At 67.0% G+C, this 23,987-nt stretch carries 22 protein-coding genes; 10 read left to right on the top strand and 12 right to left on the bottom strand.

The window, feature by feature from the left end:
• Positions 1 to 28: 28 nt before the first annotated feature.
• Both AC0Z2B_RS28765 and AC0Z2B_RS28770 read left to right on the top strand, forming a co-directional pair.
• Positions 29 to 1,630, top strand: coding sequence for a phytoene desaturase family protein (locus AC0Z2B_RS28765; protein WP_476301189.1), 1,602 nt, complete (start codon positions 29 to 31; stop codon positions 1,628 to 1,630).
• A gap of 2 nt (positions 1,631 to 1,632) precedes the next feature.
• Positions 1,633 to 1,857, top strand: coding sequence for a hypothetical protein (locus AC0Z2B_RS28770; protein ID WP_476301191.1), 225 nt, complete (start codon positions 1,633 to 1,635; stop codon positions 1,855 to 1,857).
• 94 nt (positions 1,858 to 1,951) lie between these two features.
• On the opposite strand, the gene AC0Z2B_RS28775 is transcribed toward AC0Z2B_RS28770, so the two are convergent.
• Positions 1,952 to 2,929, bottom strand: a complete 978-nt coding sequence (locus AC0Z2B_RS28775; protein ID WP_476301193.1) for an aldo/keto reductase — start codon at positions 2,927 to 2,929, stop codon at positions 1,952 to 1,954.
• Between the two features lie 100 nt (positions 2,930 to 3,029).
• Between AC0Z2B_RS28775 and AC0Z2B_RS28780 the strand changes: the two genes are divergently transcribed.
• A complete protein-coding gene (locus tag AC0Z2B_RS28780; RefSeq protein WP_476301195.1) occupies positions 3,030 to 3,926 on the top strand; it encodes a LysR family transcriptional regulator in 897 nt (298 codons plus the stop codon).
• A 33-nt stretch (positions 3,927 to 3,959) separates the two neighbouring features.
• A complete protein-coding gene (locus tag AC0Z2B_RS28785) occupies positions 3,960 to 4,781 on the top strand; it encodes an NAD-dependent protein deacetylase (RefSeq protein WP_476301197.1) in 822 nt (273 codons plus the stop codon).
• A gap of 516 nt (positions 4,782 to 5,297) precedes the next feature.
• Here AC0Z2B_RS28785 and AC0Z2B_RS28790 read toward each other — a convergent pair.
• The 6 genes from AC0Z2B_RS28790 to AC0Z2B_RS28815 form a co-directional block, all read right to left on the bottom strand.
• On the bottom strand, positions 5,298 to 6,218 hold the full coding sequence (locus AC0Z2B_RS28790) for a GlxA family transcriptional regulator (RefSeq protein ID WP_476301223.1): 921 nt from the start codon (positions 6,216 to 6,218) through the stop codon (positions 5,298 to 5,300).
• A gap of 116 nt (positions 6,219 to 6,334) precedes the next feature.
• Entirely contained in the window at positions 6,335 to 7,333 is a 999-nt protein-coding gene (locus AC0Z2B_RS28795) for a 4-hydroxyproline epimerase (RefSeq protein ID WP_476301199.1), read from the bottom strand.
• Positions 7,334 to 7,343: 10 nt separating this feature from the next.
• Positions 7,344 to 8,195 (bottom strand): ABC transporter permease, encoded by an 852-nt coding sequence (locus AC0Z2B_RS28800; protein WP_476301201.1) that lies wholly within the window; start codon positions 8,193 to 8,195, stop codon positions 7,344 to 7,346.
• Positions 8,192 to 9,055 carry an ABC transporter permease gene (locus tag AC0Z2B_RS28805; RefSeq protein WP_476301203.1) on the bottom strand — a complete coding sequence of 288 codons (864 nt, stop codon included), beginning with the start codon at positions 9,053 to 9,055 and terminating at the stop codon, positions 8,192 to 8,194. The genes AC0Z2B_RS28800 and AC0Z2B_RS28805 overlap by 4 nt, the downstream gene beginning before the upstream one ends.
• On the bottom strand, positions 9,052 to 10,170 hold the full coding sequence (locus tag AC0Z2B_RS28810) for a quaternary amine ABC transporter ATP-binding protein (RefSeq protein WP_476301205.1): 1,119 nt from the start codon (positions 10,168 to 10,170) through the stop codon (positions 9,052 to 9,054). The genes AC0Z2B_RS28805 and AC0Z2B_RS28810 overlap by 4 nt, the downstream gene beginning before the upstream one ends.
• 78 nt (positions 10,171 to 10,248) lie before the next feature.
• A complete protein-coding gene (locus tag AC0Z2B_RS28815) occupies positions 10,249 to 11,100 on the bottom strand; it encodes a glycine betaine ABC transporter substrate-binding protein (protein WP_476301207.1) in 852 nt (283 codons plus the stop codon).
• Positions 11,101 to 11,767: 667 nt separating this feature from the next.
• Here AC0Z2B_RS28815 and AC0Z2B_RS28820 point away from each other — a divergent pair.
• The 4 genes from AC0Z2B_RS28820 to AC0Z2B_RS28835 all read left to right on the top strand — a co-directional run bounded on the left by AC0Z2B_RS28820 (position 11,768) and on the right by AC0Z2B_RS28835 (position 17,015).
• A complete protein-coding gene (locus AC0Z2B_RS28820; RefSeq protein WP_476301208.1) occupies positions 11,768 to 13,087 on the top strand; it encodes an NAD(P)/FAD-dependent oxidoreductase in 1,320 nt (439 codons plus the stop codon).
• 166 nt (positions 13,088 to 13,253) lie between these two features.
• On the top strand, positions 13,254 to 14,585 hold the full coding sequence (locus tag AC0Z2B_RS28825; protein ID WP_476301210.1) for an MFS transporter: 1,332 nt from the start codon (positions 13,254 to 13,256) through the stop codon (positions 14,583 to 14,585).
• 31 nt (positions 14,586 to 14,616) lie between these two features.
• Positions 14,617 to 15,522: a dihydrodipicolinate synthase family protein gene (locus AC0Z2B_RS28830; RefSeq protein WP_476301211.1), complete on the top strand. Its 906-nt coding sequence runs from the start codon at positions 14,617 to 14,619 to the stop codon at positions 15,520 to 15,522.
• A complete protein-coding gene (locus AC0Z2B_RS28835) occupies positions 15,519 to 17,015 on the top strand; it encodes an aldehyde dehydrogenase (protein ID WP_476301213.1) in 1,497 nt (498 codons plus the stop codon). The genes AC0Z2B_RS28830 and AC0Z2B_RS28835 overlap by 4 nt, the downstream gene beginning before the upstream one ends.
• A 107-nt stretch (positions 17,016 to 17,122) precedes the next feature.
• On the opposite strand, the gene AC0Z2B_RS28840 is transcribed toward AC0Z2B_RS28835, so the two are convergent.
• Genes AC0Z2B_RS28840 through AC0Z2B_RS28860 form a run of 5 tightly spaced genes read right to left on the bottom strand, consistent with a single transcriptional unit; the run spans position 17,123 to position 22,484 of the window.
• Positions 17,123 to 17,428: a DUF4124 domain-containing protein gene (locus AC0Z2B_RS28840; RefSeq protein WP_416423704.1), complete on the bottom strand. Its 306-nt coding sequence runs from the start codon at positions 17,426 to 17,428 to the stop codon at positions 17,123 to 17,125.
• A gap of 48 nt (positions 17,429 to 17,476) precedes the next feature.
• Positions 17,477 to 18,607 carry an XdhC family protein gene (locus tag AC0Z2B_RS28845; RefSeq protein ID WP_416423703.1) on the bottom strand — a complete coding sequence of 377 codons (1,131 nt, stop codon included), beginning with the start codon at positions 18,605 to 18,607 and terminating at the stop codon, positions 17,477 to 17,479.
• Positions 18,594 to 19,817: a c-type cytochrome gene (locus AC0Z2B_RS28850; RefSeq protein ID WP_476301215.1), complete on the bottom strand. Its 1,224-nt coding sequence runs from the start codon at positions 19,815 to 19,817 to the stop codon at positions 18,594 to 18,596. Before AC0Z2B_RS28850 ends, AC0Z2B_RS28845 begins: the two co-directional genes overlap by 14 nt.
• An 11-nt stretch (positions 19,818 to 19,828) precedes the next feature.
• Entirely contained in the window at positions 19,829 to 22,021 is a 2,193-nt protein-coding gene (locus tag AC0Z2B_RS28855; protein ID WP_476301217.1) for a xanthine dehydrogenase family protein molybdopterin-binding subunit, read from the bottom strand.
• 10 nt (positions 22,022 to 22,031) lie between these two features.
• The gene (locus AC0Z2B_RS28860; protein ID WP_476301219.1) at positions 22,032 to 22,484 is read right to left on the bottom strand and encodes a (2Fe-2S)-binding protein; all 453 of its coding nucleotides are present in this window, start codon (positions 22,482 to 22,484) and stop codon (positions 22,032 to 22,034) included.
• Between the two features lie 176 nt (positions 22,485 to 22,660).
• On the opposite strand from AC0Z2B_RS28860, the gene AC0Z2B_RS28865 reads away from it, so the two are divergent.
• Both AC0Z2B_RS28865 and AC0Z2B_RS28870 read left to right on the top strand, forming a co-directional pair.
• Positions 22,661 to 23,062, top strand: coding sequence for a hypothetical protein (locus AC0Z2B_RS28865; protein ID WP_416423699.1), 402 nt, complete (start codon positions 22,661 to 22,663; stop codon positions 23,060 to 23,062).
• Positions 23,063 to 23,098: 36 nt separating this feature from the next.
• Positions 23,099 to 23,566: a hypothetical protein gene (locus AC0Z2B_RS28870; RefSeq protein WP_476301222.1), complete on the top strand. Its 468-nt coding sequence runs from the start codon at positions 23,099 to 23,101 to the stop codon at positions 23,564 to 23,566.
• Positions 23,567 to 23,987 lie beyond the last annotated feature (421 nt).

Below are 23,987 nucleotides of genomic sequence, written 5' to 3' on the forward strand. Positions count from 1 at the left end.
GCCAATGAGCTGACTGACAAGAACAACAATGACGCGGAAGGTCCACATGAATCACTACGATGTCGTCGCCATCGGCGGCGGGCACAACGGGCTGGTAGCCGCGGCCTACCTGGCCAAGGCCGGCAAGAAGGTCCTGGTGCTGGAGCGCAAGGACTACGTGGGCGGTGGCGTGTCGACGCGCCAGCTTAACACGCCCGGTTTCTGGCATGACGAGCACTCAAGCGTGCACATCATGATCCAGGGCAACCCCATGATCACCCAGGACGAGCTGGGCCTGTTCAAGCACTTCGGGCTGAAATACAACTACTCCGACATCCCCCACGCCACGGTCTTCGAAGACGGCAGCGCGCTGATCACCTACCGCGACCTGGACAAGGCCTGCGAGTCGATTGCCAGCGTGTCGCCGCGCGACGCCGAGACCTACCGGCGCCTGGCGCTGAAAGCCATGGGCCTGTTGCCCATGTTCCTCTCCGGCTTCTACTCGCCGCCGCTGCCCATGGGCGCCATGGTCGCCATGCTCGACCAGAGCCTGGAGGGCCGCGAGCTGTTCGACGCCATGCAGCGCAGCACCCTGGATATCATCGACCACCTGTTCGAGCACGATAAGGTCAAGATCCACCTGCTGCGGGTGATCGCCGAGAACCTGCAGATGCCCGACGAGCTGGGCACCGGCATGGGCGTGTACGCCTTCGTCGGCATCATGCACAGCCACGGCGTGTCGCAGCCGGTGGGCGGCAGCGGCAAGCTGTCGGAGGCGCTGGCGCGCTGCATCGAACACTACGGCGGTGAGATTCGGGTCAACAGCGAGGTGCGCAAGGTGATCGTCAGCGACGGCCGCGCCGCCGGCGTGGAACTGAGCGATGGCGAGCGCATCCTGGCCCGCGACGCGGTGATTGGCGCCCTGCACCCCCACGTCATCAGCCGCTTCGTCGAGGGCCTGGACGCCGGCGTGGTGCAGCGGGCCGAACGCGCCAGCCTGGCGCCGTTCAGCCTGTTCGTCAGCCACTACGACCTGCACAACAAAGCCGAATTCCACGCCGGCCCCGACGTGGGCCGGGCGACCATGCTGACCATGATGAGCAGCGACCGCCTGGGCGACATGCTCGACGACTTCGACGAGCTGCGCCGCGGCCGTGTGTCCAGGCGCAGGCTGGTGGCCGGCGGCGACGAAAGCATCAACGACCCCACCCGCGTGCCTGCCGGCAAGGGCATGTTCCACGGCATGACCTTCGCCCCCTACAACCTGGCCGACGGCGGCGCGGCGCGCTGGGACGAGTACAAGGAAGAGTTCGGCGACCTGAGTTTGCAGGCGTACCGCAAGTTCGTGAAGAACCTGACGCCCGACAACATCATCGCTCGCACAGTCTGCTCGCCGCTGGACCTGGAGCGCAGCTCGCCCAACTCCATGGTCAAGGGCGACGTGCACGGCGTGGCGCCCTACTTCTACCAGAACTTCGCCCACCGCCCCACGCCCGACCTGGGCCGCCTGAGCGTGCCGGGGCTGGACAACCTGTACCTGGTGGGGCCGTTCATGCACCCCGGCGGCGGTGTGTTCGGCGCGGGGCGGGGCACGGCCATCAAGATGTTCGATGACCTGGGCATGGATTTCGAGCGAGTGACGAGGAACTGACCATGAAGATTTTTGGCAGCGATAACAGTGAGCTGATGGCCGTAAGCACCATCGAACGCAGCGGCAACGAGCTGGTGCTCAAGGGCAAGATTTTCGGGGCCATGCCGATGATCGCGAAGGTGCGCCCCGAGGAAGCGCGGGCGGCGTTGAAGTTGCTGGACTTCAGGACGGTGGTGTTTTTGTTGAGCCTGTTGTTCCGGCCGACGGTGAAGAAGCCACGCCGCTGACTCCCGTAGCAGCGGCCGCAGGCCGCGTCCAAGGCCCCCGCGTTGTGGGGGCAAGACGCAGCCTGCGGCAGCTGCTACGGGGTTTGCGGGGGGGTTACACCAAGCGTTGGCCCTGCACGGACGCCGCCAGCGCGTCCAGGCTGGCCAGCGCCTGGGCGTCCAGGCGCAGGGTCAGCGCCGCCAGGTTTTCCTGCAACCGCACCCGGCGCCGGGTGCCTGGAATGGGCACCACGGTCAGCCCATGCACCTGCGCCCGCTGGTGCACCCAGGCCAGCGCCACCTGCGCCGCCGTCACCCCCAACTGCCCGGCCAAGGCCGTGACCTGCGCCGCCAACTGGCGGTTGTGCTCACCGGCCGCGCCGCCGAACTGCGGCAGCAAACCGCGGATATCACTCTCGGCCCCCGTCAGCCCCGCCCCGGTCAGCATGCCCCGGCCCAGCGGCGCATACGGCACGAAGGCGATGCCCAGCTCCGCGGCCATGGGCACTACTTCGGCCTCCACGTCGCGGGCAAACAACGACCATTCGCTTTGCACCGCGGTGATGGGGTGAATGCTGTGGGCCTCCTGCAACTCTTGCGCCGTCACCTCGCTCAGGCCCAGGTAACGCACCTTGCCGGCAGTGACGAGGTCGGCCATGGCGCCCACCGATTCCGCCAGCGGCACGTCCTTGACGCGGCGGTGCATGTAGTACAGGTCCAGGGTCTCGATGTTCAGCCGGCGCAAGGTTTCGTCGATGGCGCGGCGGATGTACTCGGGGCGGTTGTCGAGGCTGAAATTCAGGCCCTCGCCGGGTGTGCGCACGAAGCCGAACTTGCTGGCGATCAGCACGTCGGCGCGGCGCGCACGAATGACCGGGCCAATGAAGCGTTCGTTGTCGCCGCTGCCGTACATGTCGGCGGTGTCGATCAGGCTGACGCCACGGTCCAGCGCCAGGTTCAACGTTGCCAACGACTCGTCGCGGTCGCTGGCGCCATAGAACTCGCTCATGCCCATGCAGCCCAAGCCCTGCACGCCCACCAGCGGGCCGTGGGCGCCCAGGCGGGTGGTGGCGATCGGGTCGTGTCCGTTCATTGCGTGGTGTCCTTTCAGTCAGTGAGCCGCCATGGTAAAAGTGCAATGATCATGCGACTAGACAGGACAATCGGCATGGCCTTGTGAGCAGGATGCAGCAATGAAACGTGATGAACTGAACGACCTGGCGGCCTTCGTCGCCGTGGCTGACGAGCACAGCTTCACCCGCGCCGCCGGGCGCCTGGGTATGTCGCCCTCGGCCCTGAGCCACGCCATTCGTGGCCTGGAAAGCCGCCTGGGGCTGCGCCTGCTGACCCGCACCACGCGCAGCGTGGCGCCCACCGAGGCCGGTGAGCGGCTGCTGAAAACCCTACGCCCTTCGTTCGCCGCCATCGCCACCGAACTGGGCGCCCTGGGCGAGCTGCGCGACACCCCGGCCGGCAGTGTGCGCATCACCACCGTGCACCAGGCGGCCGTGTCGATCCTGGGCCCCGCCCTGCCCGGCTTCCTGGCCCAATACCCGGACATCCGCGTGGAAATCAACGTGGACGAGCGTTTCACCGACATCGTCGAGCAGCGCTTCGACGCCGGCATCCGCTTTGGCGAGTCGGTGGAGAAGGACATGGTCGCGGTGCGCATCGGCCCCGACCTGCGCGGCGCGGTGGTGGCTGCCCCCGCCTACCTGGCGGCCCATGGCACGCCAAAGACGCCCCAGGCGCTGACGGCGCACCGCTGCATCAACTACCGCCTGGCCACCAGCCAGGCCCTGTACCAGTGGGAGTTCGCGCACAAGGACCGGCCCTTGCGGGTCAAGGTAGACGGCCCGTTGGTGTTCAACGACAACGAACTGATGGTGCAAGCGGCGGTGGCTGGCCTGGGCATCGCCTACGCGCTGGAGGAACAGGTGCAGGCGCACCTGGCCAGCGGTAGCCTGGTGCGCCTGTTGCAGCCCTGGTGCCCGGTGTTTCCGGGGTTCTACCTGTATTACCCCGGCCACCGCCAGACGCCGCCGGCGCTGGCGGCATTGGTGGAGGCCTTGCGTTACCGCGCGGCATAAGCGCTATGCTGGTTTCTTTTGCGGAGCCTGCCCATGAGTGACTTCGACACCCTGTGCACGCTGATGGCCGCCCAGCCCTTCGTGGTGCTGACCGGTGCAGGCATCAGCACACCCTCGGGCATTCCCGACTACCGTGACCGCGAGGGCGTGCGCCGCGGCCGCGCGCCCATGATGTTCCAGGAATTCCTCAGCGGCGCGGCCCTGCGCCAGCGCTACTGGGCACGGGCCATGCTCGGCTGGCCGAAGGTGCGCCAGGCCCGCGCCAATGTCGCCCACCAGGCGCTGGCGACGCTGCAGGGGCGCGGGTTGATCAGCGGCCTGATCACCCAGAACGTCGACGGCCTGCACGACCAGGCCGGCAGCACCGAGGTGGTGGAGCTGCACGGTAATTTGCACCGGGTGCTGTGCCTGGACTGCGGCCAGCGCCAGCGGCGCGATGACGTGCAGGTGGTGATGGAGGCCGAAAACCCGTACCTGGCTGGCGTCGATGCCACCCAGGCGCCGGACGGCGACACCCTGCTGGACCCGCGCTTCGAGGCGCGCTTCAAGGTGCCGGTGTGCCCCCATTGCCATGGCCAGCGGCTCAAGCCCGACGTGGTGTTTTTTGGCGAAAACGTGGCGGCGCCCACGGCCGAGCGGGCCATGGCCCTGGCCAGCGCGGCGCCGGGGTTGCTGGTGGTGGGCTCGTCGTTGATGGCCTATTCGGCGTTCCGCCTGTGCCGCGCGGTGGCCGAACGCGGCCGGCCAGTGGTGGCGATCAACCTGGGCAGGACCCGCGCCGATGATTTGTTGGCGATGAAGTTGGAAGTGGCTTGTGATGAGTGTTTGCCGCGGTTGGCGGCGGGCCTGGGGTAGAACCTGGGCGGGGTGGGACGCAGCCTTCGGCAGCTGCTACAGGGACGTGCGCCCCCCGCCGATCGCGATACAGGCAACGCGGTTTCCGTAGCAGCGGCCGCAGGCCGCGTCCAAGACGCCGCGCTGTACCCGACGCACCGCAGCGAATCCGGACGCAGCCTTCGGCAGCTGCTACGGGACGTGCGCAACCCGCCGACCGCGATGCAGGCAACGCGGTTTCCGTAGCAGCGGCCACAGGCCGCGTCCAAGGCGCCGCGCTGTACCCGACGCACCGCAGCGAATCCGAACGCAGCCTTCGGCAGCTGCTACGGGACGTGCGCAATCCGCCGACCGCGATGCAGTCCGTAGCAGCGGCCGCAGGCCGCGTCCAAGGCGCCGCGCTGTACCCGACGCACCGCAGCGAATCCGGACGCAGCCTTCGGCAGCTGCTACGGGACGTGCGCAACCCGCCGATCGCGATGCAGGCAACGCGGTTTCCGTAGCAGCGGCGGGGCGGCCATCCGCCGCCAGGCCGCGTCATTTGACGAACCGGGTTTCCTTGGACGGCCGGTAGCCGAAGTAGCCGCTGTAGCAGCGGCTGAAATGGCTGGGCGAGACGAAGCCGCAGGCCACCAGCACTTCCACCATCGACAGCTCGGTGTGCTGCAACAGGCGCCGCGCCTCGATGATGCGCACCTCCAGGTAATAACGCTGGGCCGTGGTGCCCAGCTGCTCCTTGAACAACCGCTCGATGTGCCGCCGCGAACGCCCGGCGTAGGCCGCCAGCTGGGCGAACTCCAGCGGCTCTTCGAGGTTGGCGCTCATCAGGTCGATGACCTGGCGCAGCGCCGGGCTCACCGAGACGTTCTTCGACGGGTTGAGGCGCCGGTAGCGTGATTCGCCAAACGCCAGAATGTCCTCGATGCCTTCGATCAGCGCCTTGTCGTGCAGGCCCTTGATCCACTCCAGGGTCATCTGGAACGCCCCCGCCGGGCTTGAGGCGGTGAGCCGGTCGCGGTCCAGCACGTAGGCTTCGCTGGTCACGTGGGACACCTTGGCAATTTCCGCCAGGGCCGGCCGGTGCTCGGGGTGGACCACGCAGCGGTAGCCGTTCAGCACCCCGGCGCGGCCCAGGAACCAGGCGCCGTTCCACAGCCCGGCCAGGGTCACCTCGCGGCTGGCGGCCGCGGTGATGAACGCGCTCAGGGCCGGGTCGGCCTTGAGCTCGGTGCGGTGGCCGCCGCACACCACCAGCAGGTCGAAGTCCGCAGGCGTCACGGCGCCCAGCAAGGCATCGGGGCGAATCACCAGGCCCAGGTCGCTGGTCACCTCCTCGCCCGCCAGGCCCAGGGTGGTGCTGGCGAACAGCCCGGGGCGCAGCAGGTTGGCGGTGACCAGGGTGTCCAGGGCCTGGGTGAAGGCCGGCAGCGAGAAGTGCTCCAGCAGCACGAAGCCCACGCGGGTCTGCCGCGCGCCCGCCGCCGGGGCTGCGGGGCTGGCGCCTGCCTGGCGGGTGGCGGCAACGGGGGAAGTACGGTGTGAAATCACGTTGTTCTCTTATTCGTGGCTGGCGCCTACAGCAATAGAAAGCCGTGGGCCAGGGGGTCGCGGTCATCGACGAAAATTGTATTGTGCCCGGTGATCCTTGCCCAGCCTCCAATGCTCGGGGCGATGCCATCAAAGGTTCCCACCTTGAGCAGCGCCTCCACCCTTCCTTCGAACAGCGTGCCAATCAGGCTCTCGTGCCAGTAGGTGTCACCGGCCTTGAGCCGGCCCTTGCCCACCAGCTGCGCCATGCGCGCCGAGGTGCCAGTACCGCCGGGCGAGCGGTCGATGGCCTTGTCACCGTAGAACACCGCGCAGCGGCCATCGGCCTTGGGGCTGCGCGGGGCGTCGCACAAGATGGCGTGGTGCACACCGTGGATGTGGCTGTGCAGCGGGTGCACCGGCTGGCACACCTGGGCCAGGGCCGTGCGCAGGCGCCGGCTGAGGCTGACGATGTCGCCGCTGCCCATGCCGTCCAGCCCCGGCCAGTTGGCCTGCGGCTCCACCACCGCGTAGAAGTTGCCGCCATAGGCAATGTCCACCACCAGCCGCCCTGCCCCCGGCACGTCCACTTCCACGTCGGCGGCGTGCAGGTAGCTGGGCACGTTGCGCAGGCGGATCGAATCGACCCCGCTGGGGCCCATCTGGTACTCGGCGTCCACCCGCCCGGCCGGGGTCTCGATGGCCAGCCGGCCCGGCTCGCGCGGGGTAACCAGGCCTTCTTCGATGACCACCGTGGCCAGGCCGATGGTGCCGGCGCCGCACATGGGCAGGCAGCCGCTGACCTCGATGAACAGCGCGGCGAAGTCGCAGTCCTCGCGCGCACTGGGGTAAATGATGGCGCCCGACATCACGTCATGGCCGCGCGGCTCGAACATCAGCGCGGTGCGCACCCAGTCATGGTCACGCACGAAAAGGTCGCGGCGCTCGGCCATGGGCAGCAGCGGCAGCAACGGCCCGCCGCCGGCCACCACGCGCACGGGGTTGCCGCAGGTGTGTGCGTCGATACAGAAAAAGCTGTGGCGCATGGTCGCCTCCTCAGGCCAGCTGGCGCGGTGAGTGGCGCTGCAGCGCGCCACGGGACAGGCGGTCGAGCAACAGCGCCACGGCGACAATGGCCAGGCCGGCGCGCAGGCCCAGGCCCATCTCCATGCGCGTCAGGCCGCGCGTGACTTCGGCGCCCAGGCCGCCGGCGCCCACCAGCCCGGCCAGCACCACCATGGCCAGGGACAACAGGATGCACTGGTTGAGCCCCACCAGCAGAGTCGGCGCGGCGGTGGGCAGTTCGATTTTCAACAGAATGTCGCGCGGCGAGGCGCCCGAGGCCTGGCCCAGCTCCAGCAGGTCCTTGGGCAGCTGCTTGAACGCCAGGGTGGTGAGCCGCAGCATTGGCGGAATGCCGTAGACGATGGTGGCGATGATTGCCGGCACGCGGCCCAGGCTGAACAGCATCACGGCGGGAATCAGGTACACCCACGGCGGCACGGTCTGCATGATGTTCAGCACCGGCGTGATCAGCGTGTCCACGCGCTTGACCCGCGCCGCCAGCACGCCTAGGGGGAAGGCCACGGCCACCGAGATGAGCACCGCCACCGAGACCAGGGCGATGGTCTGCAGGGACGCCAGCCACAGGCCGCTGATCAGGCAGAACAGCAGCATCAGCCCGGCGAACAGCGCCACCCGGCGGTTGGCGAAATACAGCGCCAGGGCCACGACGATGGCCACCAGCAGCAACGGCGGCGGCGCCAGCAACGTGCCCTGCACCGCGCCCAGGGTGGCCTCGATTACCTGGCTGATGACAACGAACAGCGGGTGCAGGTGGCTGTTGAGCCAGTCCACCACGGGCGCCAGGTACTCGCCGGGGGAGAAACGCAGATCGGCAATGCTCATTGGCCACCTCCGGCCTTGCTGTGGGCGAAACTCTGCGCCAGGCGGTCGAGAATCAGGGTAAGGATGACGATGGCGATGGCGGCGTTGATCGACTTGGCGATGTCCAGGGTGCGTATCGCGCCGTAGATGGACTCGCCCAGGCCGCCGGAGCCGACGATGCCGGCGATCACCACCATGCCGAAGGCCATCATCAGGCTCTGGTTGATGCCGGCCATGATGCTGGGCAGGGCGAACGGCAGGCGGATCTTGAAGAACATCTGCGTGGCGGTGACGCCGCTGGCGTCGCCCAGTTCGATGAACTCGCGCGGCGTCATGCGGATGCCCAGGGCGGTCAGGCGCAGCACCGGCGGCACGGCGACGATGAAGGTGGCCAGCAGCGCCGTGGCCGGGCCGTAGCCCAGCAGGGCGATGGCCGGCAGCAGGTAGATGTACGGCGGCAAAGTCTGCACCAGGTCCAGACAGGGGTCCACCAGCCGGTCCAGGCGCGGCGCCAGCCCGGCAGCCACGCCCAGGGGAATGCCCACCACCAGCGCCAGCACCGTGGCGGTCAGCACCAGCGCCAGGGTGCTGGTGGTTTCCGGCCACAGGCCGATCAGGTTGCAGCCCAGCAGCGCAACGAAGGCCAGGAGCGCAAAGCGCCGGCCCACCAGACGCCAGCCCAGCAGCGCGATCAACAGCGCAATCACGTAGCACGGCGGCCAGGCCACCAGCCACAGCACGGCCTGGAACAGGCTCTTGAGCCCGGCGTTGGCCAGGTCGAACCAGTCGGCGCCGTGGTCCGACAGCCATTGCAGGCCGGCGTCGACGCGGTCGTCGAAGGGTTGGGCGAAATCGGGCAAGGCAACGCTGGGCAGGCTCATTGGGCACGCTCCACCGCAGCCTCAGGCACGTCCTGGGTGAAGTCGTTGGGCAGGCCCTGCACGCCGCGCAGCAGGTCGCGCGGGGTGATGATGCCGACGATGGCGCCCTTGTCGGTGACGGCCAGGGCGTCGCGGTCCGAGGTCATGATCAGGCCGATCAGCTCGTCGATGTCGGCCTCGACCGTGGTTTTGCTCAGGCGCGACAGGTCGCTGCCCGGGTGCGCCGCGCTGTAGGCCGCCACCGGGGTCATCACCGAATGCGCCTTCACCAGGTGCAGGCGCGAAATGCCGGCGACGAACTCGGCGACGTAGTCATCGGCAGGGTTGAGGACAATGTCCTCGGCGGTGCCCACCTGGATGATCACGCCGTCTTTCATGATGGCGATGCGGTCGCCGATGCGGATGGCCTCGTCGAGGTCGTGGGTGATGAACACCGCCGACTTGCCCAAATCCTTGGTCAGCTGGCGGAACTCGTCCTGCAGCTGGCGGCGGATCAGCGGGTCGAGGGCGCTGAAAGGCTCGTCCATGAGGATGATTTCCGGGTCGGCGGTGATCGCCCGGGCCAGGCCCACGCGCTGCTGCATGCCGCCGGACAGTTCATTGGGGTAGCGCTGGGCCCAGTCGGTAAGGCCGACCTTGGCCAGCGCGCGCTCGGCCACCTGGTAGCGCTCGGCCTTGCCCACGCCCTGCACTTCCAGGCTGAAGGCGGTGTTTTCCAGCACCGTGCGGTTGGGCAGCAGCGCCACGCTCTGGAACACCATGCCGATGTGGCGGGCGCGCACCTGGCGCAGCTGGGTGGGGTTGAGGGTGGACAGGTCCTGGCCCTTCACCACCACCTTGCCGGCGCTGGGGGTAATCAGTTTGTTCAACAAGCGGATCAGCGTGGATTTGCCACTGCCGGACAGGCCCATGATGCAGAAGATCTCGCCCCGGCGCACCTGCAGGCTGACGTCGGAGACCCCGACCACACAGCTGAACTGTTGCAGCACCTGGGTCTTGCTCAGGCCCTTGTCCACCACCGCCTTCATGGCGGCAGGGGCGTTCTGGCCAAAGATTTTCCACAGGGACTGGCAATCGATCAGCACTTCATTGGCGTTTGCGTTGGACATTGTCATTTCGGAACCCGTCGAACCAGTTTTTCGCTGGTTTTTCTAATTAATCCAAGTTCGGCAGTGGCACAGCAGTGTCGAGGCTTATTGTTGTTTTACGTTTTCCCAGCGCTTGAGCAGTTCGCCGTGGCTGGCGGTCCAGCCCTGGATGGCCTGTTCCATGGTCTTGCCGTCCTTGACCTCGCCGTTGATGGCGGTGATGTCGGCCACGGGCACGAAGACGCTGGCCATCAGCTCACGGGCGTGGGGGTATTCAGCCGAGAAGCCCTTTTGGCCGACCCAGTAGTAGCCCTGGGGTGGGGGGAACACGCCTTTGGGGTCCTTGAGGAATTTGAGGTCGAACTTCTGCGCCATCCACGACGGCTCCCACACGGTGACGGCGATGGGTTCCTTGCGGTCCACGGCGGACTTCAGCGCCGCGGTCATGGCGGCGGTGCTGCCTTCCACCAGTTGCAGCTTGATGCCGTATTCGCTGACCGCCTTGGTGGCGTCGCTCATCAGGCCCGAACCGGGCTCGATGCCGATGATCTTGCCGCCCAGCTTGTCGGCGTTGTCGTTGAGTTGGTCCAGCGAATCGATGGGCACGTACTTGGGCACGGCGATGGCCTGGTACAGGCCGTGGGACACAGGTGAGAGTTTTTCCAGGCGGCTCTTGTTCTTGTTCCAGTAGTCATAGGCGGCGTAATCGATTTGCGACGCCAATACCTGAATATCACCTTTGCCCAAGGCGGCGTAGGCAATGCCCCACTCCGAGAACTCCACCACTTTCACGGTATAACCGGAGTCTTCCAACACTTTCTTGGTAATACCGGTAATAGGCGTCAAGTCCTCCCACGATAAAGTGCCCATGGTGATGGTCTTTTCCTCGGCGTGTACCGGCAACATCACCATACTTGCCAGGGTTGCCGCGCACAGTGCTTTCCACATTGTTTTCATGTTCGACCTCGTAGTACGCCATAAACAACACAGGTTGAGTTTGTCAAAGCCACACGCCATCGCTCCGCACACAGTTGTATGCGGCCGTTACTTGTAAACGCCTCCTCGAATTTCACGCAGCCGGGCGCCGTACGCCTGTGCGTTGTTGCACTTGAACTCACTGGGGCCGGTTAGACCGGGACCGACCTTCACGGGCTGTTTGCGTCAGCGGTGGCCGGCTTGTGGGGCCCAGACTGGCACGGCGTTGGGGATCGGTCAACGCCTTGTATTCACGATGTATACGACGAGAATACCTGAAATTTTTTTCGTTCCCAGGCCCAAAGCCTTGCGGTTCAAGGCGTTGCGCACATGGCTAGCAAAAGGCCTGGTCGTTAACGGGTAACAAGGCTGTCGTTTTCAGGACAGTGCAAGCGGCCTGCGGCAGCGCGCCACAGCCCCCTGGCGCGCCTCGAAATGGCCGCAAACGCCCGTGGCACAAGGGTTCCAGCGGAAAAAGCGACGGTTGCAGGCCCCTTCAAACGGACAGATTGGGGCCTCTGGACACCCCGATGAAACCTGCCCTATAGTGTGTCGACACGATGTATACACAAAGTATTCGTAACCCAATCGTGTGACACCGGTGTGAACAGCCACCGGGCTCAACCGATAACAATACCGGGGCGTTGAAATGGCAAAGGTCACCCATCTTCCAGCGGACGATTCCACCTGCGGCTGGTTCCACCTGGCACCGCCGCGCACGCCGCGGCCGGCCCATGCCGGGCACCGCTCGGCGCGCTGGGTGGTGGTCGGCGCAGGCTTCACCGGGCTGGCCGCGGCGCGGCAACTGGCCACGCACTTCCCCGACGAAGAGATCGTGCTGGTGGAGGCCCAACAGGTGGGCTACGGCAGCTCGGGCCGCAACGCCGGCTTTGCCATCGACCTGCCCCACGACATCGGCGCCGACGACTACATCGGTGACATCGCCACGGCGAAGATGAGCCTGGCGCTGAACCTGCAGGGCCAGTCGATTCTCAAGGCGCTGGTGAAGGAGCACGGCATCGACTGCCAGCTGCGCGAGTGCGGCAAATACCAGGCTGCCATCGAGCACCGCGGCATCGCCGTGCTGGACGCCTACCGCCGGGGCCTGGACAAGCTGGGCCAGTCCTACGAGGTGATCGCCGGGCAGGACCTGCCCGGGCACATCGGCACCGGCTTCTACCGCCAGGCGCTGTTCACCCCCGGCACCGCCCTGGTGCAGCCCGCCGCCCTGGTGAAAGGCCTGGCCGACAGCCTGCCGGGCAACGTCACCCTCTACGAACACACGCCCATCACCCAGGTGGAATACGGCGCCCAGACGCGCCTGGTGCATGCAGGCGGCAGCCTGCTGGCCGACAAGCTGGTGCTGACCAACAACGCCTTCGGCATGAGCTTCGGCTTCCTCAAGGGGCGCATGCTGCCGATCTTCACCTACGCCAGCCTGACCCGGCCGTTGACCGCCGCCGAGCAGGCGCGCCTGGGCGGCAAGCCGTACTGGGGGGTGATTCCCGCCGACCCGTTCGGCACCACCCTGCGCCGCACCGTGGACAACCGCCTGCTGGTGCGCAACAGCTTCAGCTTCAACCCCGATGGCGCCAGCCGGCAGAAGTACCTGCAGCTGTTCGCCAAACGCCACCGGGCGTCGTTCGCCAAGCGCTTCCCGATGCTGCCGGACGTGGGCTTCGAGTACACCTGGGGCGGTTCGCTGAGCCTGTCGCGCAACCACATGGCGCACTTTGGCCAACTGGCGCCCAACGTCTACGGGGCACTGTGCTGCAACGGCCTGGGCGTGACCCGCGGCACGGTCACCGGCACCCTGCTGGCCGACTGGCTGGCGGGCGAGCGCAGCCACCTCACCGACTTCCTGCTGGCCGCCCCCGGCCCCAGCCAGAACCCGCCGCAGCCGCTGCTGTCGGCCGGGGTGAACATGAACCTGGCCTGGGGCCAATACCGCGCCGGCCAGGAGAGCTGATCACGCTTGAGCCTGTTTCAACACTCTTGCACCCACAATAACAACAACGCCCCTTGTGGGAGCTGGTTTACCAGCGAGCTATCGAACAACTGCCAAAACTCGCTGGCAAGCCAGCTCCCGCAATGTACGCCCGGTGATGCAGTACCGGGCGATAGAGGAGAGACTCATGAAACCTTCAAACTGTTGCATTGAAGATGTTCCGCTCAATGCCTTTCACCGCAAACTGACCCTGCGCTCGGGCGGTGGTTCTTTTGTCGACGGTTATGTGCTGAGTATTATTGGCATTGCCATGTTGCAAATGTCCGCGGCGTTGCAACTTAGCGAGTTCTGGCAAGGCATGATTGCCGCGTCGGCATTAATCGGCGTGTTCTTTGGCGGCTTCTTCGGGGGTGTACTCACCGATCGCCTGGGCCGCAAGAAAGTTTATTTTATTGGCCCGCTGTTATTTATTGTCTGTTCCCTGGCGCAGCTGTGGGTGGAGTCGGCGCCCGCCCTGTTCCTGTGCCGCTTTGTGATTGGCCTGGCCGTGGGCATCGAGTACCCGGTGGCCACCGCGCTGCTGGTGGAGTTCCTGCCGCGCAAGTACCGCGGGCCGCGGCTGGCGGCGCTGACCATCCTGTGGTTTGCCGGCGCCGCGTTCGCCTACATCGTCGGCAACACCCTGATCAACCTGGGCGGTGATGACGCCTGGCGCTACGTACTGGCCAGCGCCGCCGCCATCGGCCTGGGCCTGTTGCTGCTGCGCCTGGGCACCCCGGAATCGCCGCGCTGGCTGTTGAGCAAGGGCCGCGCCGCCGAGGCCGAACAGGTCATCAAGGGCGTGTACGGCCCGCAGTTCAGCCTGGCCAACCTGCCGGAACAGGCCGAGCTTGCCTGCACCACGTTCTGGGGGCTGCTGATGAGCGGCTACGCCAAGCGCCTGGTGTTCGTCACGCTGTTCTGGTCGTGCTCGATCATCCCGGTGTTCGCCGTGTATGCCTTCGCGCCCAAGGTGCTGGAAGCCCTGCACCTGAAGGGCGACTGGGCGGCGTTCGGCTCCATCGCCATCACCCTGCTGTTCGTCATCGGCTGCATTTTCGCCAGCAAGCTGATCAACGTCATGGGCCGGCGCAGCATGCTCATCCACAGCTTCCTCTGGTCGGGCCTGGCGCTGTTGCTGCTGGGGCTGTTCCCCGACGGCAACGAGCTGCTGGTGCTGGCCCTGTTCGGCGCCTACGCGCTGTTCATCGGCGGCGCCCAGGTGCTGCAACTGGTGTATCCCAACGAGCTGTTCCCCACGGAAATCCGTGCCGTTGCCGTGGGCATCGGCACCTCGCTGTCGCGGGTTGGCGCGGCGGTGGGCACCTACCTGGTGCCCCTGTCGCTGCAAGGCATTGGCATCGGCCACACCATGTATGTGGCCGCCGCCGTGACCCTGGTGGGCCTTGTGGCCGCCTGGGCCATGGCCCCTGAAACCCGTTCCCTGAGCCTGCGCGACGCCGCGGCGCTCGGCAATTGAACCTGCTGCCCCTTATCTAGGAGAACCACGCATGACTTTCGAAGGCATCTACACCCCGGCCATCACCGCGCTGACCGCCGACGGCCAGATCGACCGCCACGCCTTTGCCGAGACCCTGGAATACCTGATCGAGGCCAAGGTGCACGGCATCATCATCGGCGGCTCCACCGGCGAGTATTACGCCCACACCGCCCAGGAGCGCCTGGACCTGGCCACCCACGCCAAGGCCGTGATCGGCACCCGCCTGCCGCTGGTGATTGGCACCGGCGCCATCCGCACCGAAGACTCGGTGGCCTACGCCCAGGCCGCGCGCGAGATCAAGGCCGACGCCATCCTGGTGGGTTCGCCGCCCTACGCCCTGCCCACCGAGCTTGAAAACGCCGCGCACCTGCAGGCCGTGGACCGCGCCGCGAACCTGCCGATCATGCTGTACAACTACCCGGCGCGCATGGGCGTGAGCATGGGCGCCGCCTACTTCGCCGCCATCAAGCAGGTGAAGAACGTGGTGGCCATCAAGGAAAGCTCCGGCGACCCGGCGCAGCTGCACTTCCTGGCGCGCAACTACCCCAACATCGCCCTGTCCTGCGGCTGGGACGACCAGGCCCTGGAGTTCTTCGCCTGGGGCGCGCGCAGCTGGGTGTGCGCCGGTTCCAACTTCATCCCGCGCGAGCACGTGGCGCTGTACGAGGCCTGCGTGGTGGAGAAGGACTTCGACAAGGGCCGCAGGATCATGTCGGCGTTCATGCCGCTGATGGATTTCCTCGAAAGCGGAAAGTTCGTGCAGTCGATCAAATACGGCTGCGAACTCAACGGCCAGAGCACCGGCGGCGTGCGCGCACCGCTGCAGGCCATGACGGCTGAAGAGAAGCAGGCGCTGAAGAACGTCATCACTGACCTCAAGCGCGAAGTGGCGCAGATCACCGGAGGTGCGCAATGAGCGCGTTGCTGAGCAAGGCCGAGTACGCGGCCATCGCTGAAACCCTGGTGCTGCCGACCCAGGCGTTCGTTGACGGCGCGCCCTACGCGTCGCGCTCGGGCAAGACCTTCGCCACCACCAACCCGGCTACCGATAAAGTGCTGGCGCACGTCGTGGCCTGTGACAGCAGCGACGTGGACCACGCCGTGGCGGTGGCCAAGGCCGCCTTCGAGGATGGCCGCTGGAGCAAGCTTTCGCCCGGCGCACGGAAGAAGGTGCTGTTGCGCTTCGCTGATCTGCTGGAGCAGCACGCCGACGAACTGGCCGTGATGGAAAGCCTGGACAGCGGCAAGCCGGTGCGCGAGTGCGCGCTGATCGACGTGCCGGAAACCATTCACATGATCCGCTGGCACGCCGAGCTGATCGACAAGATCTACGACAACACCGCCCCGGTGGGCAACGACGCCCTGACCCTGGTGGTGCGCGAGGCCATCGGTGTGGTCGGCCTGGTGCTGCCGTGGAACTTCCCGCTGCTGATGCTGGCGTGGAAAATCGGCCCGTCGCTGGCGGCCGGTTGCTCCATCGTGGTCAAGCCGGCCACCGAGACCACCCTCACCGCCCTGCGCGTGGCCGAGCTGGCCTTCGCGGCCGGCGTGCCGGCGGGCGTGTTCAACGTGCTGCCCGGCGGCGGCCAGGAAGTGGGCGAACCGCTGGGCCGGCACATGGACGTGGCCATGGTCAGCTTCACCGGTTCCACCGCCACCGGCCGCCGGTTCCTGCACTACGCGGCCGACTCCAACCTCAAGCGCATCGTGCTGGAGTGCGGCGGCAAGAACCCGGCCGTGGTCATGAGCGACGTCGAGGACCTGGACCTGGTGGCCAGCCACGTGGTGAACGGCGCGTTCTGGAACATGGGCGAGAACTGCTCGGCGTCCTCGCGGCTGATTGTCAACGAAGACATCAAGGATGATTTGCTCGAACGCATCGCCGTGCACCTGCGCGAATGGCAACTGGGCGACCCGCTGGACCCGGACAACCGCCTGGGCGCCATGGTCAGCAAGGCGCATTTCGACAAGGTGGCCTCCTACCTTGAACAGGCGCGCGTGGAAAAACTGCAGGTGCGCGTGGGCGGCCAGACCGAGCAAGGCGTGTACGTGCAGCCCACGGTGGTGGACGGCGTGCCGGCCGACAGCCGGCTGTTCCAGGAAGAGATCTTCGGGCCGGTGCTGGCGGTGACCACCTTCAAGACCATCGACCAGGCCATCGCCCTGGCCAACGACACCGTGTACGGCCTGGCGGCGTCGGTGTACACCGACAACCTGCGCAACGCCATCAAGCTGTCGCGGGAAATTCGCGCCGGCATCGTCACCGTCAACTGCTTCGGCGAAGGCGATGCCTCCACGCCGTTTGGCGGCTACAAGGAGTCGGGGTTCGGCGGGCGCGACAAATCGGTGTGGGCGCACGACCAGTACACCGAGATCAAGACCATCTGGATCGACGTGTCCGAGCGCTGATTCCAGACGCGGCCTGCGGCCGCTGCTACAGGGACGCGCGCACCCCGCCGATCGCGTCGTCTGCATCGCGGTTCCCGTAGCAGCGGCCGGAGGCCGCGTCAGGGGCGTCAGGGAATGACGCTGGGCGGCGGCGCGGCGCGGGTGTGGCGCACGGTCCAGGTGATGTGTTCCTGGTGGGTGATGACCGTGCGCACCAGCACCACCCGCGCCGGCGCGGCGGCGGCCGTGCGCTGGCGGGCGGCGGCGGCCGGGTCGTTGCCGCTGGCGGGCGGCACGAAGGTGCTCTCGCCCGCGCCCGGCGCGCAGGGCGTGGCGGCGAAGGCCACCGCGCCATCGGGAGCAACGCATTTATAGGCGGTCGCAAACGCCGAGGGCGCAGCCAGCGCCAGCAGTACGATCAACGCTTTTCTCATCACCGCACTTCCCTGTCTGCCCAGTGGCGGCGCAATGCTATCAAGCAGTCAAGTGCTTGTCTCGTGAATCAACGACGCCTCGTGCAGCACCGACGGCTCGACGTCATGAATGCCCTGCCGGCGCGCCTTCAACGGCCCGCCGGCGCGGCCATTGAACACCGCGGCTATCTCGGCCAGGATGGCCATGGCCACGCTTTCCGGGTTGTCGCCGCCCAGGTCCAGGCCCATGGGGTAATGCAGGCGGTCCAGCGCGGGCAGGTGCGCAGCGTCCATGTCCGCCAGCAGCCGCTCGGTGCGGTCCCGTGGGCCCAGCTGGCCGATGTACGCCGCGCCGCTGCCCAACGCCGCCTGTAACCAGTGGAAATCCTGGGTGAGGCTGTGGGTCATGACGGCCACGGCGGCGCCGTTCAACTGCACGCTGGCCGGCAACGGCTCGCGGGCCTGGGCGCACAGCACCGCCTGGGCCTGGGGGAAACGCTCGGGACGGGCGAAATGCGAACGGCCGTCCACCACCGTGACCTTCCAGCCCAGCAGGTCGGCCATGCGCACCAGCGGCTGCACGTCGTGGCCGGCGCCGAATACCACCAGCCGGCGCGCCGGGGCCAGGTATTCCAGGAACACCTCGACTTCACCCCACTCGCCACGGTAACGGCGCAGCGCCGATTTGCCCTGCTGCAACACGCATGCAAGCCCCTGCTGCACCTGATCATTCAACGCCTGTGGCCAACCTTCGCTGCCCAGAACGCTGCGCGCGCCGACCGGCAACGGCCCGTCGCTGGCGATCACCGTGGCCAGGGCGCAGGCCTCGCCACGGTCGCGCACCCGGCGCAGGGTGCGCATCAGCAGCGAGTCGTGCTGCACGCGCTCCATCAACACGAACACCGTGCCGTTGCAGCCCAGGCCGAAACTGAACGCGGCCTCGTCCAGCGGGTCGTCTTCATCGGCTGCCGTGCTGTAGGCCACCACCTTGGGCCCCTGCTCGCTCAGCCACCAGGCCTTGCGCGCTACCTCGTTTTCCAGGCAGCCGCCGCTGACCGTGCCGCGCGGGTCGCCCACCTGGGGGATGAGCATGCGCGCGCCCGGCCGGCGGTAGGCCGAGCCCTGGACCTTGACGACGGTGGCCAACACCGCCTCGGCGCCGTCATCCAGGGCGCCCAGCAGCTCATCAATGCAGTGCACTGGCACGGCTCCGGGCCACTTGCTGGGCGGTGATGCGGGCATCGGTTTCGCCAAAGCGGCGCAAGACAAAGGTACTCACGGCGGCCAACTCCTGGTTGCTGTAGGCCTGGGCAAAATCAGGCATCTTCTGTTGCGACCCGAACGTGAACGGATAGTGCCCGGCCAGCAGCACGGCAACGACGTTGGTGCCCGCCGGATCGTTCAGCGACTTGAGCCCGGTGAGGGTCGCAACGCCAGTCTGGTTGCCCTGCCCGTCCAGGCGGTGGCAGCCGGCGCAGGCGTCGACGAACACCTTGCGGCCCAGGCCATCGCCCGGCGGCAGCGGCCCGTCGTTGACCGCCACCGCCGGCCGCGCGATGCCCTCGGCACGGGCCGGCGAGCCCTGCAGGTACACCGCCACCGCCTTGATGTCATCCGGGGTGAGGAAGCGCAGGCTGTGCTCCACCACGTCGCTCATCGGCCCGCCGGCCATGGCGTAGCCGGGCGCCTCGCCGGTGGCCAGGTAGCGGGTCAGCACGTCCTGGGGCCAACCGCCCACGCCATAGCGCTTGTCGGCGCTGATGTTGTAGGCCTGCCAGTTGCCGATGGTGGCGCCGGCCAGGGACTTGCTGGTGTCCACCGCCTGGGCCAGGTTGCGCGGCGAATGGCACTCGCCGCAGTGGCCGGGGCCCTGCACCAGGTAGGCGCCGCGGTTCCACTCGGCGGACTGCGCAGGGTCCGGCGTGAAGCGCTTGTCGTCGGCGAACACCATGTTCCACAGGGCCATGCCCCAGCGCTGGTTGAACGGGAAGCCGATGCTGTTTTCCTTCGGCGGCTGGTTCACCGCCGGCAGGCTGGTGAGGTACGCCTTGATCGCCAGGATGTCCTCGCGCGGCATCAGCGTGTACGAGGTGTAGGGGAACGCCGGGTAATAGTGCTTGCCGTCCTTGCCCACGCCTTTCTGCAGGGCGCTGACGAAGTCGTCGTCGCTCCAGCTGCCGATGCCGGTGGTGGCGTCGGCGGTAATGTTGGGCGAGTACAGGGTACCGAACGGCAGCTGGAACGCCAGGCCGCCGGTGAACGGCTTGCCGCCGGGCGTGGTGTGGCAGGCCTCGCAGTCGGCGGCACGGGTCAGGTATTCGCCCTTGGCGATCAACTGCGGGTCGGCGGCCTGGGCGTTGGCGCCCAGCACAGCCAGGGTGGCTGCCAGGGCTACTTTGATAAACGTCATGTCAGCCATCCTCAAACGGTGTAATAGCCGGAACGGCTCAGGGGCAAGCGGCGCACGCGGGCGTTGGAGGCTGCGTGCAAGGCGTTGACCAGGGCCGCCGCCACCGGCACCGCGCCGGTCTCGCCGACGCCACCGGGGCTTTCCAGGCTGGGCATCAGGTGCACTTCAACCGGCGGCGCGTCGCTCATGCGGATCTGCCGGTAGGCGTTGAAGTTGTTCTGCTGTACCCGGCCGTTTTCCACCAGGATCTCGTTGAACAGCGCCGCCGACAGGCCGAACAGCGTGCCGCCCTCCACCTGCGAGGTCACCGAGGTGGGGTTGTTGACGAAGCCGCAGTCGATCACCGACACCAGGCGCTTGATCTTGATGGCGCGCTCGCCCTGCATTTCCAGCTCGACCACGGTGGCGATGAAGCTGCCGAACACTGCGGTCACGGCAATGCCGCGGCCCTGGCCCTTGGGCAACGGCGTGTGCCAGTCGCTCAGCTCGGCGGCGCGCTTGAGCACCGCCAGCGCCCGCGGCTGTGCGCTGATCAGCCCGGCGCGGTAGGCCACCGGGTCGGCCTTGGCGCGGTGCGCCAGCTCGTCCACGAACGACTCCAGCACATAGGTGCTGCGCAACGGCCCCACGCCGCGCCACCAGGACACGGGGATGGTTTTCGGGTCTTCGCGGATATAGCGCACCTGCAGGTGCGGCAGCTGGTAGATGGGCTCGATGGCCACCTCCACCGCGTCGGCGTCGACGCCGCTGGGCGGCAACGCGCCGACGAAGGCGGCGATTACCGAGGCGCCGGCAATGCGGTGGTCCCAGCCCTGGGGCCGGCCGTCGTCGTCCAGCGCGGCGTTGATGCGGTCGACGTAGTGCGGGCGGTAGAGGTCGTGGGTCATGTCCTCTTCACGGCTCCACACCAGCTTGATCGGGTAGTCGACCTGGCGGGCGATGTCCACGGCCTGGAAGATGAAGTCCGACTCCAGCCGGCGGCCAAAGGCGCCGCCGATCAGCTGGTTGTGAATGATGACCTTGTCCTGCGGCAGGCCGCTGATTTTCGCCGCGCCCATCTGCGCGAACACCGGCGCCTGGGTGCCCACCCACAGCTCGCAGGCGTCGGCGCGCACGTGGGCCACGCAGCCCATGGGCTCCAGCGGCGAGTGCGAGAGGAACGGCTGCTGGTACACCGCCTCGAAGCGGCTGCTGGCCGCGCCCAGGGCCTGGGCGATGTCGCCGCTGGTGTGGGCGACCACGCCGTCGCGGCCGCTGGCGTCCAGCAAGGCCTTGTCCAGCAGCGCCGAATGGCCTTCGCCGTTAGGGCCGTAGTCCCAGTCGATGCGCAGGGCCTTGAGGCCTTGCTGGCAGGCCCAGAAGTGGTCGCCGATAACGGCCACGGCGTTGCTGAGCTTGATGATGTCGTGCACGCCAGGCACCTTGCGCGCGTCGCCTTCGTCCAGCGCTTTCAGCGTGCCGCCGTGCACCGGGCAGGTCAGGGTCGAGGCGATGCGCATGCCCGGCACCTGCAGGTCGATGGTGAACTGCGCCTTGCCGGTGACCTTGTCGGGGGTGTCGAGGCGCCGGGCCGGGGTGCCCAGCAGCTTGAAGTCGCCGATGGCCTTGAGCGGCACGTCGGTGGGCAGCGGCAGTTGCGCGGCGGCGTTGGCCAGCTCGCCGTAGCCGGCCACCTGGCCTTGCGGGCCGTGGATCTGGCCGTGTTCGGCGCGGCACTGGCTGGGGGCGACCTTCCAGCGAATGGCGGCGGCCTGGGTCAGCAGGATGCGCGCGGTGGCGCCGGCCTTGCGCAGCGGCTCCCAGGTGTAGCGCGTGGACGACGAGCCACCGGTGGCCTGGAACTGCAGGATGGTGTCGGTGTACAGCGCGCCATTGGGTGGCGCTTCCTGGATCTGCACCTGGTCCAGGCCCACTTCCAGCTCTTCGGCGACCATCATCGCGATGCCGGTCTGGGCGCCCTGGCCCATCTCGATCTTTGGCGAGATGACGCGCACGCGGCCGTCCTCGCCGATTTGCACGAAAGCGCCGAAGCCTTCGAACTGGGTGGCACCGGGGCGCCCGGGCGCCACCGCTTCAGCCGCGGCGGAGCGGGCCACCAGCGGTGGCAGCCAGGTGCTGAGCACCAGGCCGCCCAGGGTCAGCGCGCTGCCCTTGAGCAGGCCACGGCGCGACAGGTCGGGGCCGGGGAATTTTGCAGAGTTCATGGGGTTACCCTCAGGCCTGGCTGACGCTTCTGATCGCGGCACGAATGCGCGTGTAGGTGGCGCAGCGGCACAGGTTGCCGCTCATCGCCGTGACAATCTGCTCGTCGTCCGCCTTGGGGTGGTTGTGCAGCAACGCCGCCGCGGCCATGATCTGCCCCGGCTGGCAGTAGCCGCACTGCACCACTTCGTGCTCAAGCCAGGCCTGCTGCAACTGCGCGCCCACCGGCGTCTCGCCGACGCCCTCGATGGTGGTGATGGCGTGGCCTTGCACCGCGCTCACCGGCAGCACGCAGGAGCGCACCGCCTGGCCGTCCAGGTGCACCGTGCACACGCCACACTGGGCGATGCCGCAGCCGTACTTGGTGCCGGTCATGCCCAGCACATCGCGCAGTACCCACAGCAGGGGCATGTCGTCGGGCACGTCGACGTCATGCGCCTGCCCATTGATGGTCAAGGTGTGCATGGTGTTTCCTCATTACAGCGATCACGGTGGCGCCTGCCGGGCTACGTTGGCCGGGCAGTACGATTTGCAAGTCTAGGACTTTAGCAGCGCAGGCCTCGGTTTATTGGACCGACGTGCTATAACCGGACGATGAAGCAAGCATTCCGCAGTTTTGTGCAAGCCGCTATGCTGGAGCCATGACCAGCCCCGTCCCGATCCGCCAACCCTGCCCCCCGGCCGCCTGCAACTGCGGGCACGGCCAGCTGCTGGCCGACCCCGGCGCCGACCTGCGCATTTTGCAACTCACCCGCTTCGAGGAACGCAAACTGCTCGAGCGCCTGGAAAGCCTGCAAAGCTTCGAAGACCTGCAGCGCCTGTGCGGGCGCATGCACGAGTTGCTGGGCATCCGCGTGCGCATCCGCCCCAGCCACAACGAAGTGCGCAGCGCGCGCGGGTTGCTGATCGAATTCGATGAACAGCCGGGGCTGTGCCGCAAAACGCGCGAGGCGATACCGGCGGCGATACGGCGGGCGTTGGTGCAGAGGCCGGAGATATTGTTCCGGTTGCTGGATGCGGAGGATTTGTTGCGCGACGCGTAACGTTCCGCCCTGTAGCAGCGGCCGCAAGGCCGCGTCATGGGCGCCACCGTTTACCGGATACACCGCGGCGGGGCCGGACGCAGCCTGCGGCAGCTGCTACAGGGACGCGCGCAGCTCGCCGATCGCGTCGTCTGCATCGCGGCCAAGGCCGGCTCCTACCACGCACCGCGTAACGCGGTTGCTGTAGCAGCGGCCGCAGGCCGCGTCCAGGGCGCCGCGCTGTTCCCGGCACACCGCAGCGAGCCCGGACGCCGCCTTGCGCTACCAGGGTTTTTGCAGGCGCATTCGCTCGGCCAGGCGGTACACCTTGTCGCGCCCTTTGTGGCGGGTCCAGCGCAGGTTTTCTACCAGCGTTTTTTCTTCGGCGTTCAGTTTCACGTAACCAAGGGAACGTACTTCGGCGTGCGAAACATACTCTTCGCGCAAATGGCGCAATTGCTCAAGCAGAAACGCATGCACGGCACCGCCCCTCAAGCAATCAGAATCAAGATTTTCGAGCAGTAGAACGATATTTTGGAGGCGGGCAAGGGCTGGCGATTGGGTTGCAGATTTCACGGAAGAATCCTCACGAAACAATACGACGAGAAAGCCATTCAAGCTTTTTCAGTTGTTTCTCCTTTCCGGAACGCCAATCCCGGGCCGCTGATGCAGCGGCGCGCGGACCTTACTCGGATTGGTCGGGTTGAAGCAACCCCAGCCGCAGCCACATCGCCTGTTGAAACCAAACCTCCCTGCCTTCCTAGGTAAAAAACCGCCAACAGGGCGGTGTTCAGCACGGCTAGAGCATTGAAAACGCCGAAAATAATCCTGTTACAAAATCGCCCAGCCCTTGCCAGCCGCGGCCTGGACCCCATGTGCGCAAAAAGTTGCGCACTTTCCTTGGTGTTAAGATCCGCGCCCCGTGCAGGAAGCTCTGGATCCAACC

The organism is Pseudomonas sp. GYB4201 (assembly GCF_056312595.1).